Here is a 13,487-nt window from a genome sequence, read left to right on the forward strand (position 1 = left end):
CACAGGGTTGCCCGGCAGCGCGTCACGCCTGACGCCCCAGCTGAAATACCCCGACAAGAATCAGCGCAATACCCAGCCAGTGCTGTGCGTCAACCGGCTCATCGAACAGATAGCGACCTGCCAGCGTGATCAGCACGAAATTAAGACCCAGCATCGGATAGGCGATGCCAACGTCCAGGCGTTGCAACACCAGCAGCCATATAAGCAGGCCCGCTCCAAGGCAGGCCACCGCCAGCCACAGCCATATCGAACGCAGCGCTGTAAACGCGCCGGGAAATGCGCCACGCCAGTCTTGTACTGCGTACTTCTGAGCGATCTGGCCCAGACAGGTCAGCAGGCATGCACACGCCAGCATCAGCCAGGTCACGATACCGATTTCTCGTAAATGAGGATGGCCAGGTTGCCTTCGTCATAGCGCTGACCATCCTTGGGAAGACTTTCGAGCTCTTTCAGCTCCTCATCGCTCTTGCCGCGCATGATGACGCCGACCCGGCCTTGGCTGCGGGCGTTCTTCATCCAGGCATCGATGTCCTGCAGGCGGACTTCGCGACCCTGCACATCGGGATAGGCCAGCCCGTATTCCAGCTCGCCCCAGGTGTTGAACAGCGCAACATCAGGCCGTTTCAGGCGCCACGCCAGTGCCGAGGCCGCGCCCAGATCGTTGCTCAGCAGATGCGTGCAGTCCGCCAGTTCGACCTGGTGCCTGACCACGAACGGGTCGGGAGTCTTGTTATTGATCACATCGTTTGGCAGTGCAGCGGGTAGCAATGCGATCAGCAGCCAACTGCCCAGCGCCGGCATGGTCCAGAACGTCAGTGGACGCAAGCCTTGCAGCGCGTTGGCAAATGTCCATCCGAGAAGCACGATGACCGCCAGTGACAGATGCATCGGTTCGTTTTCGTAGACAGGCTGCTTGAGTTGCAGGTAGATCAACGCCACAAGCCCGACAAAGCTGACGGTCGCGTTGACTAATCCATTCGCGCGCAACGCAGTGCTGTGACCTTTATCAAGGCGGTCGACCAGAGCATTGGCCATCAGCAGTGCCAACGGCAGCAGGCACGGCAGTATGTAGGTCGGCAGTTTGCCTTTGCTCAGGCTCAAAAACGCCAGCGGCAGCAGCAGCCACAGCAGCAAAAAGGCAATGTCAGGGCGGCTTTTTTGTTGCCATGCCTGCTTCAGTGTTACCGGCAGCAGCAGTGCCCACGGCACACAGGCCGCCACGAGCAGGGGCACATAGAACCACCAGGGCTGGGCATGCTGCGCATTGTCCCCGGCAAAGCGGCGAATATGCTCGTGCCAGAAGAAGTAACGCCAGTAGTCGGGCGCTTGCTGGTGGATCGCCAGCGCCCATGGCAGGCAGACGGTGACGGCAATCAGTACCGCGAGCGGGCCGAATCTGAGCAGCTCGGCCAGGCGCCGCTGGCACAGCATGTAAGGCAGGGTGATGATGACGGGCAGTGCCCAAGCGAGAAAGCCCTTGGTCATGAACCCCATCCCGCAGGCCACGCCGACTACCGCCCATGCCGCCAGACGCGCTCGACCGACGCTGTGCACGGCGTACCAGAATGCCAGCAGTGTCACGTTGGTCCAGAAGGTGAATTGCGGATCGAGATTGGCGTAACCGGCCTGGCCCGCGACAAAGCCGAAGCTCATGAACAGCAAGGCGCTGGCGAACTGCTTGCGCGAGTCGTTCCAGATCTTGCCGGCCAGCAAATAGGCCAACAGCACGCTCAAGCCGCTGGCCAGTGCCGACACAATGCGCACGCCGAACAGGTTTTCGCCAAAAACCTGCTGCCCCAGTGCAATCAGCCAGTAACCGGCAACCGGTTTTTCGAAGTAACGCAATCCCATGAAGTGCGGTACGACCCAGTTGCCACTGTGGAGCATTTCCTGGCTGATCTGCGCATAGCGGGTTTCATCGGGAATCCACAGGCCGTGAAAGCCCAGGGGCAGCAGATAAGCCAGCACGAACGCCAATAACAGCAGCGCAAGATGACGGTGCCTGACGTGCATCACTGCTGCACCCCCAGCCAGCCATCGCGGCCGGGCAGGTGACCGCGAACGATATGCCCGGAAGGCAGCCGTTCAATGGCACCTGGCAGCAGATCGCCCAACGGTGCGAAGTGGATGCCCTGGGTATTGGCGCGCTTTAACAGCTGCCTGAAACCGTCGGCCATGATGATTCCTTCCACTTCGGCGTGGAGGGTGTAGACATTGAGTCTGCGTGCGGCAAAACGGTCGAGAATGTAGTCGTTGAACGCATCCGGCTGCAGGTGCGGACCGACGACTTCATCGAAGGTCGGCAAGTCCACCGGAACCTGAGCGGTACCGACACTTCCATCCGCCAGCAACGGGCGAAACAGACTGACGCCACGGCAATCACTGTTGTAACGAAAGCCAAACGCTTCTTTGGCCTGCACGACGCGCTGGTCGGCGCGCCAGCCTGCTGCCGCTGAGCACACCACCGGCTGGCCGAGGATGTCGCTCAGGCAATCGACCCCACGGTGTATCTGGGCGGTCAATTGTCGGTCGCTCCAGTGTCCGGCATTCGCTTGCCAGCCATGGTGATCCCACGCATGCAGGCCTATTTCGTGGCCTGCATCCAGCGCGCGGCGCATCAGTGGGCCAAGGTCCCGGCCAATCGGTTTGCCCGGCCATGCGGTACCGGCCAGCAGAATATCCCAGCCATACAGGCTAGCCGCCCTGGAACGCAGCATCTTCCAGAAGAACGTGGGCCTTACCAGGCGCCACAGGTGGCGTCCCATGTTGTCGGGGCCGACACTGAAAAAGAAGGTCGCCTTGACCTGCGCTTCGTCGAGTATGTCCAGCAGCCTTGGCACGCCCTCATGGGTGCCTCGGTAAGTGTCGACATCGATTCTCAGGCCTGCCTGCATCAGCACTGGTCCGCTTTTTCAGCCATGGCTTCGCGCAGGAAGAAATCCAGGGTTTTGCCGATGGTTTCGCTCAGCTCGATACCCGGTGTCCAGCCAATCAGCTTTTTAGCGTTGTCGATGCTCGGCGTGCGGTGGCTGACGTCCTGATAGCCCTTGCCATAGAAGGACTGGCTTTCGACTTCGCGGAAGCCCGCGAAAGGCGGAAAATGGCCGCGCAACGGATGGGCTTCGAACTGGCGAAGCAACTCTTCACCCAACTGACGGATGCTGGCTTCGTTATCGGGGTTGCCGATGTTGATGATTTGTCCGTTACAGCGCTCATCGCGGTTTTCGATGATCCGCGCCAGCGCCTCGATGCCGTCGACGACATCCGTGAAGCAGCGCTTCTGGGCGCCGCCGTCCACCAGGCGAATGGGCGTGCCTTCTACCAGGTGCAGGATCAACTGAGTGATGGCCCGCGAGCTGCCGATGCGCGCCGAATCCAGGCGGTCCAGACGCGGTCCCATCCAGTTGAACGGACGAAACAGGGTGAATTGCAGGCCTTTCTGGCCATAGGCCCAGATCACCCGGTCCAGTAGCTGCTTGGACACCGAGTAGATCCAGCGCTGCTTGTTGATCGGGCCAACGATCAGGTTGGAGGTGTCTTCGTTGAAGTTTGCGTCCTGGCACATGCCATAGACTTCGGAGGTGGACGGAAAAATCACGCGCTTGTTGTACTTCACGCAGTAGCGGACGATCTTCAGGTTCTCTTCGAAATCCAGCTCGAAAACCCGCAGTGGATTGCGCGTGTATTCGATCGGCGTGGCGATGGCTACCAATGGCAGCACAACGTCGCATTTCTTGATGTGGTATTCGATCCACTCGGTGTGGATGCTGATGTCACCTTCGATGAAATGAAAGTTCGGCTTGGCGCGCAGGCGCTCGATGGCGTCCGAGCCGATATCCATGCCGTAGATTTCGTAACGGTCATCCTGCAGCAGACGCTCGGACAGGTGATTGCCGATGAAACCGTTGACGCCGAGGATCAGCACACGGGTACGACGGATCGACCGGCGCTGTGCCTTATCGAGCAGTTGCGAGCCTGCTACAAGCCCGAATTCGCGCGCCAGTTGTGCACCACTGAGGTACAAGCCGCTGTCGCCGCGCTGCCCTGCGGTGATGACCAGCGAACCCTCGCCACAGGCAATACGCAACGGGTCGTGGCTGATGACCGTGCCGGGTGCTTCGCCGTTATTGCCTGCCTCGGCATTGGCGGCCCAGACAATCAACTTGTTCTCGCCTACCGGGCAGAATGCGCCAGGGTAGGGCTGCGTGACTGCCCGTATCAGGTTGTAGAGCTGGGTGGCTGGCAGCGACCAGTCGATCAAACCGTCAGCCGGGGTACGCCGACCGAAATACGTTGCACGGGATTCATCCTGAGGCGTAGCTGGCAGTTGCCCTTCTGCCGCCAGCAGGGGCAGTGTTTCGCAAAGCAGGTCAGCGGCGGCATCACGCAATTTGCCATGCAGCGTCAAGGCGGTATCGGTGGCACTGATCGACACCCGCTGCTGGGCGACTATCGGCCCGGCATCCGCGCGTTTGACCATCTGATGCAGGGTCACGCCGGTTTCACTTTCGCCGTTGACCAGCACCCAGTTGGCCGGCGCGCGGCCGCGATAACGTGGGAGCAGCGAGCCGTGCAGGTTCAGTGCAGCCTTTTTCGCGCAGGCCAGCAGCGAATCGCCAAGAAGCTGGCGATAGTAAAAGGAAAAAATGAAGTCCGGGGCCAGTTTGCCGATGCGCTCCACCCACAGCGGGTGATTCGGGTCCTCGGGGGCATGCACCGTAATGCCGTGCCGGGCGCACATCTGGGCCACAGAACCAAAAAAGGTTTTTTCCCTGGGGTCGTCGGCATGGGTGAACACTGCGGCAATCTCATAGCCTGCATCCAGCAACGCTTGCAGGCCGACACAGCCAATATCGTGATACGCGAAAACGACAGCTTTAATGCTCATGGCGCGACCTTGTTCATATAGGGAGTTACAGGGGAATCAACGCTGTCGGTGGCCACTCGGGACGAGCTGCGCACGACTTTCTCGATGAAGAAGCGCGGACGCGCACGCACGTCGCTGTACATCCGGCCCAGGTACTCACCCAGCAGTCCCATACCGATGAACTGCCCTCCGGTGAACACGAACAACACGGCAAACAGGACGAACATGCCGTCCCCGGCCCATGACGCGCCGAAGATCAGGCGCAGAACGATCAGCAGCGCCGCGAACGAGACACCGAGCAACGCCATGCTGAAACCGATGATGCTGAGCAGGCGCAGGGGCGTGGTGGTCATGCAGGTGATCAGGTCGAACATGAGGTTGATCAGGCGCATCGGGCTGTATTTGGAGTCGCCGTGCTCGCGTTCGGCGTGGTCGACCAGCACCTCGGTGGTGTGTCGCGCGAAGCTGTTCGCCAGAATAGGAATGAACGTGCTGCGCTCCCGGCAGGCGAGCATGGCATCGACAATCGTGCGTCGGTATGCGCGCAGCATGCAGCCGTAATCGTTCATGGCCACGCCGGTGGAGCGCTGCACGGCCAGGTTGATGAGTTTCGATGGCCAGCGTCGCCAGGCGGAGTCCTGACGATTGCTGCGCACCGTGCCGACTACGTCGTACCCTTGTTCAGCGAGCTTCACCAGGCGAGGGATTTCCTCGGGAGGATTCTGCAGATCGGCATCGAGGGTGATGACCACGTCGCCCTGGCACTGCTCGAATCCAGCCATAATGGCGGCGTGCTGACCGTAGTTTCGATTCAGGATCACCGCGACGAACGGGCTGTCGGCGCGTCCGGCAGCCCGCTGGAGGATGTCTGTCGAGTTGTCGCGGCTGCCATCGTCGACCAGCACGATTTCGAATCGGTGGTTGAGCTGTTCGCAGGCCGCTTCAGTACGGCGCAACAACTCTGGCAGGCTTTGTTGTTCGTTGTAGACCGGGATGACGATCGACACGAACTTGATGGGATACGGTTTCAATGGCTGGATTCCACGGTCGATTCAATGGCACCGACCACCCGCTCGACATCATCGAGGGTCATGTCGGGGAACAGGGGGATGGAGCACAGCCTTGATGAATTCCATTCAGTGTCCGGCAGACGGACGTTCGGGAAACGCTTGCGGTAATAGCTGTGCAGGTGAGTCGCGATGAAGTGGATGCCGGTGCCGATGTTCCGCGCTTGCAAGGCCTTCATGAAGGCGTCGCGATTCAGCCCGCAGCGCTCGGGGTCGATGCGCAGAATGAACAGGTGCCAGGCATGTTGCTGGGCATGCCGGGGCAGGGCGAGAGGCAGAGCGGGGCTGTTGGCCAGTCGATCGAGGTAATGGCTGGCGAGTGTCTGGCGCTGTGCATTGATGGCGTCAAGGCGCTGCAACTGCACCCGCGCAATGCTCGCATTGATGTCGGCCAGGTTGTATTTGAAGCCAGGCTCCATGACCTCGGCCTGAGGCTTGCGTCCCAGGGTCAGGCGGTCGTAGGCATCGACACCCAGACCATGGAATTTAAGCTGACGCACCCGATCAGCCAGCCTTGCATTGTCGGTGACCAGCATCGCGCCTTCGGCACAGGTCATGTTCTTGATTGCGTGAAAAGAGAAGATCGCAGTGCCTTGCTGGCCGACCGGACGTCCCTGGTAACCGGTGCCAACGGCATGTGCAGCATCCTCGATCACGGTGATGCCGTACCGTTCGGCGAGCGCATACAGCGGATCGAGATCGAATGCGGCGCCTGCGTAATGCACCGGCACGATCGCTTTGGTCCGGGGGGTGATGGCTTGCTCTATCAGCGCGGCGCTGGTCATCAGGGTGTCACGGTCAACATCGACAAACACCGGAGTGGCCCCCAGCAGGCAGATCATGTTGGCTGTCGACACCCAGGTTTGCGATGGTGTAATCACTTCATCGCCAGGCCCTACACCCAGCGCCAGCAGCGCAATGTGCATCGCTCCGGTGGCCGAAGACAGTGCAACTGCATGTTGCGCGCCGACCCGCTCGGCGAACTCTTCCTCCAGCTTCTGACATTCCGGGCCGGTGGTGATCCATCCGGAACGCAGCACGCGCGTTACCGCAGCAATTTCTTCATCGCCAATGGACGGCCGTGAAAAGGCAAGAAAAGTTTGACTCATCTAAAGAGACTCTCCGATTGACGCAGCAGGGCCGAACATAAAAAAGTCACACGACGAGTGCGCAAATACAGGGTGCGTGAGTGCCGTGAACTTAGGCGTTCAACTGTAAAAATAATGTCCAGATGCCGTTGCTTTTTTGTATCGCCTGGCAGGCTTTCGAAGCATAGAGTAGGGTGAAACTCAAACGGCCGACAATGTCGTTATGCGTCCATGTAGAATTATTAATCTGGCGTTCAGGTTTCATCGAGCTCGTCATGAACAGACAGCTTTAGTTCAGCTTGCTCATGATAATCATGGAAAGTTAAAGCGGATGAAGTGTGTTGCAGTTGCAGGATTTTTTAATGAAGGTTTCATGACCGCGAAATGGGTTTCGCGTTTTTTAACAGGGTCGAACCTGAATCGAACAGGTTGCTATTGGCCCGGTTTCATTGGGGGGAGGCAGCTTTTTTCTCGGTTTTTTGAAAAGCAGACTGCGCGTCCGGATAAACCCGGGTCAAGAGGAATTCGCTCGGGTGTAGAAAACAGTGTCGCCATCAAGTGATATATATAACCAAGCGATAGAGTCGGGCAGTGTGGTATGGAAAAGTACGTGTATAAGGGCCAGGTTGGTACGGGTCATCATCGAGGTGTGATTGGGGGCGTTATAAGTTCGAGACGGTTCAGTGCACGCGTGCTGGTTGTTGCAAGGTGTTCAAGGTTTACTTCATGTTCTCTTATGTCCATTGGCACGATCCTGTAGGTGGCGGGTACAGGCGAAGTATTTAACGACGGATTTAAAAACGACTGTCTGCTCGACTGCAATTGCCAGGTTCATTCGATGCAGCGAAGCAAGAAACCACGCGGTGCGCCCTGGCGTCCACCAGCACATGGCGGGCTCGTATAACTCGCTTCACCGCGATTATCGCTCCTGCGAAGGCTGCCGATCTGTACACCCCATTCTGTCTAGTTCCGGCTGGAGATGTTAAATTAGCCGCCATGAACTTCTTCCGAACCCATTGCTCGCCCATTGCCTGGATACTGTACGCAGTTGTCCTGTTCAATGGTCTTGCGTGCAGCATCGGTCACGGCCAGATGATGGCCGCCTTTGCAGACACTGCAGTGGCGTCGGTCTCCCATGCAGACCATGGGATGTCGGATATGCACGGTGGGCATCACACGATGCACATGTCCATGGACGGCTCGTCCAAAAAGACGGACATGTCAGGCAGCATGAAGGCGCAGTCGGGAGACTGTTCGTTTGCCGGCACGCTGACGCTGGCGATGATTTTCTTCGTGGCGCTGGGCTGGCTGACCCGTATCCGCCGTTCTCGTTTCGTGTTGCCCGACCTCTGGCTCGGCAACCTGCCAAGGTACTCCCTCCCGGGACTCAATCCACAGGCCCCGTAGCGCCCATCGTGGACGTGTGAGTATCGCTCGCACGAACAACCGATATTGCCCTTATAGCCTGCCGGAAGGTCATTCCGGCGGGGCGCGTTTATACGTTGGTGAGTCCTTATGTCTGCATCCTGTTCAAGCCCGGAGCTACGGCCTTCCGGGGCGTTTGTCGCCTTTCTGAAAAGGCTCCATTTTTACATCGGCGTATTCGTCGGTCCGTTCATGCTGGTCGCGGCCTTGAGTGGCATCGTCTATGCGCTTACCCCGCAGATCGAAGATTCGCTCTATGCACGTGCGCTGCACACAGACAGCCGCGGTCCTGCCATGAGCTTGCAGGCGCAGATCCAGCGCGCGCAGGCATCGGCAGGTCCAGGCCTGAGCGTTGCCGCAGTGCGCCCGGCACCCCGGGAAGGGGATACCACTCGGGTCATGTTCAGCGAGCCGGGCTTTGGCCCATCAGAGCATCGAGCGCTGTTCGTGGACCCGGTGAGTGGCGAAATTCGCGGCGACATGAAGGTCTACGGTACCAGTGGCGTACTACCCCTACGCACCTGGATCGATCAGTTTCATCGGGGCCTTCTGCTGGGCGATGTCGGCAGGATCTACAGCGAGCTGGCCGCCTCATGGCTGTGGGTGGCTGCGCTCGGCGGTCTGGTGCTGTGGACGGTTCGCCGTCGTCGGCAGAGTCGTGAACGCGGCAACGTGCGCCGCTGGCATGCAACCACCGGCGTATGGCTGTTGCTGGGGCTGCTGTTCTTCTCGGCCACCGGTTTGACGTGGTCACAGTACGCTGGCGATAACATTGGCGTACTGCGTGCCTACTATGGCTGGTCAACGCCAAGTGTGGCCACCGCACTGGGCAAATCGGCGGCGATGCCAATGTCTATGCCCATGGACGAGCACGCCGAGCACCATATGCACATGGCGCCGACGACACAGGCATCCGTGCTGGACCCTGCCTTGTTTGACAGCGTTCTGGCCAGCGCGCGTGCCGAGCATATCGATGCAGCCAAAGTTGAGATCAGGCCATCCGCGAGCAGCGACAAGGCGTGGGTGGTCAGCGAGATAGATCGCAGTTGGCCGACGCAAGTGGATGCCGTGTCGATCAACCCGCAAACACTGGAAGTGGTCGATCACGTCAGGTTTGCAGACTATTCGCTGCCCGCCAAGCTGACCCGCTGGGGCATTGATGCGCACATGGGCGTGTTGTTCGGTCTGGCCAATCAATTGGTGCTGGTGGTGTTCGCCAGTGGCCTGGCGGCCATGGTCGTCATGGGTTATGTGATGTGGTGGCGACGTCGTCCAACGCTTTCTCAACCACGCAATCAGCAGGCAACGCTCTTGAGTCTCTGGCGCTCATTGAATCCGGGCGCGCAATGGGCGTTGATCCTGGTCGCAGTGTTGACTGGCTTTGCCCTGCCCGTATTGGGCGTGAGTCTGCTGGGCTTTATCGTCCTGGACGCGCTACTGGGCTACCGGCGAGCCGCAAGACCCTTGGTCGACGGCAAGGTGTAACCCTTAGTTGCGCGGATTACCAAGCGCATCGAGCAACTGTTTCCCGACCAGGGCCGTCTGCTCGATGGCTTGTCAGTAGCGGATATCGCGGTCGCTCAATACGCTGCGACCGTTCCGTCCTTCCTCGGATCGGTCCCGCCCACGTATCCATGCGCGGTGCGCTGGATAATCTGCGCACCGCCGAAGGCAAACACGCCGCTCGGCTCTTCGACATCGATGTCGTGACCCTTGGCGCGCAGTGCTTTCACCACCTCGGGGTCAAACGCACGCTCCACGGCGACTTTCAGGCCGGATTCGATCCTCCAGCGCGGTGCGTCGGCAGCGGCTTGCGGGTTCTGTTTGTAGCGCAGGATGCGCATCATCATCTGCAAGTGACCCTGCGCCTGCATCGGGCCGCCCATCAAACCGAAGGACATCAGCGGCGTGCCGTCGGCATTCATGACAAAACCGGGGATGATGGTGTGGAACGGGCGTTTGCGCGGCGCGACGTAATTGACGTGCTGCGGGTCCAGCGAGAAGCCCGCGCCGCGGTTCTGCATGCTGATGCCCGTACCGGGTACCACCACACCCGAACCGAAGCCCATGTAGTTGGACTGGATGAACGAGATCATCATGCCGCTTTCATCCGCTGCCGACAGGTACACCGTGCCACCCGGTTTTGGCGAGCCGTGCCCGGGATTGGCGGCCTGATCGGTGATCAGCCCTGCGCGTTCCGTCAGGTAAGCCTGGCCCAGCAAATCGGCTGAGGGCACGCGCATGTGCTCGCTGTCGGCGACATGTTCGTCGAGGTCGGCCAAGGCCAGTTTCATTGCTTCCAGCACCGGATGAACCGTCTCGAGGCTGTCCACCGGGTGTTTACCGACGCCCAGTGCTTCGAGCATGGTCAGGCCGGCAAGGGTGGCAATGCCCTGGCCATTGGGCGGCAGTTCATGCACCACAGCGCCTGCGTATGGCACTGACAGGGTGTCGATCCAGTCCACAGTGTGCGTCGCCAGGTCGTCGAGACTCATCACGCTGCCATTGGCGTTGGCATGGGCGATGATTGTTTGCGCCAGTTCGCCGCGATAGAACGCTTCGCCTTTGGTCTGCGCGATCAGTTCCAGCGTGCGGGCATGGTCCTTGAGCCGGATTTTCTCTCCGGCCATGGGGGCCTTGCCATCCGGCATGAAACACTCGGCAAAGCCCGGTTGGTCCTTGAGCAGATGCGCGCCGCGTTTCCACAGCTCGGCGATAATCGGTGTGACCTGATAACCATCGCGAGCGTAGCCGATCGCCGGTTCGGCCAGGGTCGCGAAGGGCAGTTTGCCGTAGCGTGCCGAAAGCTCCACCCAGGCCGACACTGCACCCGGCACGCTGACCGCAGGCCAGCCGCGTTGCGGCATCTGGCTCTGGCCTTCGAAGTATTCCGGTGTCCAGGCCTGTGGCGCGCGGCCGGAAGCGTTCAAGCCTTGCAGCTTGCTGCCGTCCCAGACGATGGCAAAGGCATCGCTGCCGATGCCGCAGCCGGTGGGCTCTACCACAGTCAGCACCATGGCCGCGGCGATGGCGGCGTCGACCGCATTGCCGCCACGGCGCAGCATGTCCAGCCCGGCCTGAGCGGCCAATGGTTGAGAGCAGGCGACCATATTGTTGCCCATCACCGGCGAGCGGGCCGACGCGTACGGTTGGTTGTAATCCAGATCATCGAACATAAGCGTTTCTCTTTGGCAGAAGACGAAAGGTTTAGCCCTTGGGGTCCAGCGCATCGCGCAGGCCGTCACCCAGCAGGTTGAAACACAGGACTGTGATGTAGATCGCCACACCTGGCGCAATCGACATCCACGGAGCCTGCTCCATGAAATTTTTCGCAGTATTGAGCATCGAGCCCCAGGACGGCGACGGCGGTTGCTGGCCCAGGCCGAGAAACGACAGGCTGGCTTCGGCCAGAATCGCCGAGGCGATGGTCAATGTGGCCTGTACCACCAGCGGCGACATCACGTTGGGCAGTACGTAACGCAGGATGATCCAGCGATCCGGCAGACCGATGGCGCGGGCACCTTCGAGGTAATCCTCGTGTTTGATCGACAGCACCTGGCCGCGGGTCAGGCGGGCAAAGATCGGCATCGCGGACAGGCCGATGGCGATCATCGCGTTGGTCAGGCTGGGGCCGAGAAAGGCGCCCAAAGCGATGGCCAGCACCAGGAACGGACAGGACAACAGCGCTTCCATGACCTGCGAGATGATCATGTCCAGCTTGCCACCGAAGTACCCGGCCAGCAGGCCCAGCGGCACGCCGATGACCATGGCGATGGCCACCGAAACACCACCGGCCAGCAGCGAACTGCGTGCGCCATACAGCAAACGCGAGAATAAATCGCGCCCCAGTTCGTCGGTGCCCATCCAGTAGATCAATGAAGGTGCCTTGCGTACCGCGAGGAAGTTGGCTTTGAGCGGGTCATGAGGCGCAATCCAGGGCGCCAGAACGGCGGCCAGGACAAACAGCAACAACACTGCCGCGCCAATCACTGCGCCTTTGTTGGCCAGGAATTTTTTCAGAAAAGGCGAGCGACTGCGGGGCAGGATCGCGCTGTGCGACAGGCTGGCGATAGCGGTCATCAGGCAGTCCTCAGGCGTGGGTTGATCAGGCGATAAAGCACGTCGGCCAGCAAGTTCAACATCAGGAAGCCAATCGCGACACATAACACCACGCCTTGCACCACGGCGTAGTCACGGTTGAATACGGCGTCGACAATCATCTTGCCGAACCCCGGAATGCTGAATACCTGCTCGGTCAACACCGCACCGCCGAGCAACTCGCCGAACAGCAATGTCGTGAGGGTGATGATCGGCATTAATGCGTTGCGCAACGCATGCTTGAGAATCACCGTGCGCGGGAACAATCCCTTGGCCCGTGCGGTGCGGACGTAGTCAGCACGCAGGACTTCCAGCATGGCGCTGCGGGTGTGGCGCATGAGAATCCCGGAAAGCCCGGCACCCAGTACGAACGCTGGCAGGATCAGGGTCTTCAGGTTTTGCCCGAAGTCCTCACCCATCGGCACAAAGCCGGAGGCGGGTAGCCACTGCAGTTTCACTGCAAAGATCATGATAAGCAGAATGCCCAGCCAGAAGTGCGGGATGGAAATCCCCGACAGCGCCACCACGTTGGCCCCGTAATCCACCGCAGTGCCTTTGCGCACCGCCGAAATGATCCCGGTGGGAATGCCGATCAACAGCGCAATCAGCAGGGCCAGCACGGCCAGTTCGATAGTCACCGGCAGTTTCGACGCCAGCAGCGTGGTCACCGGTTGCTCGGTGCGCAGCGATGTTCCCAGGTCGCCGGTCAGCACGTTGCCGACCCAGTTGAGGTATTGCAACGGGATCGGGTCATCGAGCCGATATTTGTCGCGCAGGTATTCCATGACCGCTGGATCGCGTTCTTCCCCGGCCATGGCCAGCACCGGGTCACCCGGCAGCAGCTTCTGCAGGGTGAAGACGAACAGCGATACCAGAATCAGCGTCGGTATCGAGCTGAGCAGGCGTCGCAGGATGAACATCAGCATACCGGAACCTCGCAGG

General features: G+C 60.0%; 11 protein-coding genes. 2 read left to right on the forward strand and 9 right to left on the reverse strand.

The features are described from left to right. Positions 1-22: 22 nt before the first annotated feature. From arnE to arnB, 6 genes are read right to left on the reverse strand one after another with little or no spacing between them, the layout of a single operon-like run. Positions 23-367 (reverse strand): 4-amino-4-deoxy-L-arabinose-phosphoundecaprenol flippase subunit ArnE, encoded by a 345-nt coding sequence (arnE, locus tag PCPL58_RS15170; RefSeq protein ID WP_003370936.1) that lies wholly within the window; start codon positions 365-367, stop codon positions 23-25. Further along, positions 364-2,013, reverse strand: coding sequence for a lipid IV(A) 4-amino-4-deoxy-L-arabinosyltransferase (arnT, locus tag PCPL58_RS15175; RefSeq protein ID WP_065349801.1), 1,650 nt, complete (start codon positions 2,011-2,013; stop codon positions 364-366). The genes arnE and arnT overlap by 4 nt, the downstream gene beginning before the upstream one ends. After that, positions 2,013-2,894 carry a 4-deoxy-4-formamido-L-arabinose-phosphoundecaprenol deformylase gene (gene arnD / locus PCPL58_RS15180; protein WP_065351059.1) on the reverse strand — a complete coding sequence of 294 codons (882 nt, stop codon included), beginning with the start codon at positions 2,892-2,894 and terminating at the stop codon, positions 2,013-2,015. Before arnD ends, arnT begins: the two co-directional genes overlap by 1 nt. Beyond that, positions 2,894-4,888, reverse strand: a complete 1,995-nt coding sequence (gene arnA / locus PCPL58_RS15185) for a bifunctional UDP-4-amino-4-deoxy-L-arabinose formyltransferase/UDP-glucuronic acid oxidase ArnA (RefSeq protein WP_065349802.1) — start codon at positions 4,886-4,888, stop codon at positions 2,894-2,896. The genes arnD and arnA overlap by 1 nt, the downstream gene beginning before the upstream one ends. Beyond that, positions 4,885-5,898: an undecaprenyl-phosphate 4-deoxy-4-formamido-L-arabinose transferase gene (gene arnC, locus PCPL58_RS15190; protein WP_065349803.1), complete on the reverse strand. Its 1,014-nt coding sequence runs from the start codon at positions 5,896-5,898 to the stop codon at positions 4,885-4,887. The genes arnA and arnC overlap by 4 nt, the downstream gene beginning before the upstream one ends. Next, positions 5,895-7,043 (reverse strand): UDP-4-amino-4-deoxy-L-arabinose aminotransferase, encoded by a 1,149-nt coding sequence (arnB, locus tag PCPL58_RS15195; RefSeq protein ID WP_065349804.1) that lies wholly within the window; start codon positions 7,041-7,043, stop codon positions 5,895-5,897. Before arnB ends, arnC begins: the two co-directional genes overlap by 4 nt. 975 nt (positions 7,044-8,018) lie before the next feature. On the opposite strand from arnB, the gene PCPL58_RS15200 reads away from it, so the two are divergent. Together PCPL58_RS15200 and PCPL58_RS15205 are read left to right on the forward strand one after the other, a co-directional pair. Continuing rightward, the gene (locus PCPL58_RS15200; RefSeq protein ID WP_065349805.1) at positions 8,019-8,429 is read left to right on the forward strand and encodes a DUF2946 family protein; all 411 of its coding nucleotides are present in this window, start codon (positions 8,019-8,021) and stop codon (positions 8,427-8,429) included. Positions 8,430-8,537: 108 nt separating this feature from the next. Next, positions 8,538-9,932, forward strand: a complete 1,395-nt coding sequence (locus PCPL58_RS15205; RefSeq protein ID WP_065349806.1) for a PepSY-associated TM helix domain-containing protein — start codon at positions 8,538-8,540, stop codon at positions 9,930-9,932. A 95-nt stretch (positions 9,933-10,027) separates the two neighbouring features. Here the strand turns inward: PCPL58_RS15205 and PCPL58_RS15210 are convergent, their stop codons facing one another. The 3 genes from PCPL58_RS15210 to PCPL58_RS15220 are packed head-to-tail and all read right to left on the reverse strand — an operon-like array spanning position 10,028 to position 13,471. Beyond that, positions 10,028-11,623: a gamma-glutamyltransferase family protein gene (locus PCPL58_RS15210; RefSeq protein ID WP_060707811.1), complete on the reverse strand. Its 1,596-nt coding sequence runs from the start codon at positions 11,621-11,623 to the stop codon at positions 10,028-10,030. A 31-nt stretch (positions 11,624-11,654) separates the two neighbouring features. Continuing rightward, positions 11,655-12,527, reverse strand: a complete 873-nt coding sequence (locus PCPL58_RS15215; RefSeq protein ID WP_003370958.1) for an ABC transporter permease — start codon at positions 12,525-12,527, stop codon at positions 11,655-11,657. Then, positions 12,527-13,471, reverse strand: a complete 945-nt coding sequence (locus tag PCPL58_RS15220; protein WP_044308053.1) for an ABC transporter permease — start codon at positions 13,469-13,471, stop codon at positions 12,527-12,529. The genes PCPL58_RS15215 and PCPL58_RS15220 overlap by 1 nt, the downstream gene beginning before the upstream one ends. Positions 13,472-13,487: the final 16 nt, after the last annotated feature.

The organism is Pseudomonas cerasi (assembly GCF_900074915.1).
GTDB lineage: Bacteria > Pseudomonadota > Gammaproteobacteria > Pseudomonadales > Pseudomonadaceae > Aquipseudomonas > Aquipseudomonas cerasi.

What these genes read in the sequence shown, in the direction of transcription:
- arnT (WP_065349801.1), bottom strand. Translation starts at nt 2,013, where the DNA reads ATGCACGTCAGGCACCGTCATCTTGCGCTGCTGTTATTGGCGTTCGTG.
- arnD (WP_065351059.1), bottom strand. Translation starts at nt 2,894, where the DNA reads ATGCAGGCAGGCCTGAGAATCGATGTCGACACTTACCGAGGCACCCAT.
- arnA (WP_065349802.1), bottom strand. Translation starts at nt 4,888, where the DNA reads ATGAGCATTAAAGCTGTCGTTTTCGCGTATCACGATATTGGCTGTGTC.
- arnB (WP_065349804.1), bottom strand. Translation starts at nt 7,043, where the DNA reads ATGAGTCAAACTTTTCTTGCCTTTTCACGGCCGTCCATTGGCGATGAA.
- PCPL58_RS15200 (WP_065349805.1), top strand. Translation starts at nt 8,019, where the DNA reads ATGAACTTCTTCCGAACCCATTGCTCGCCCATTGCCTGGATACTGTAC.
- PCPL58_RS15205 (WP_065349806.1), top strand. Translation starts at nt 8,538, where the DNA reads ATGTCTGCATCCTGTTCAAGCCCGGAGCTACGGCCTTCCGGGGCGTTT.
- PCPL58_RS15210 (WP_060707811.1), bottom strand. Translation starts at nt 11,623, where the DNA reads ATGTTCGATGATCTGGATTACAACCAACCGTACGCGTCGGCCCGCTCG.
- PCPL58_RS15215 (WP_003370958.1), bottom strand. Translation starts at nt 12,527, where the DNA reads ATGACCGCTATCGCCAGCCTGTCGCACAGCGCGATCCTGCCCCGCAGT.
- PCPL58_RS15220 (WP_044308053.1), bottom strand. Translation starts at nt 13,471, where the DNA reads ATGCTGATGTTCATCCTGCGACGCCTGCTCAGCTCGATACCGACGCTG.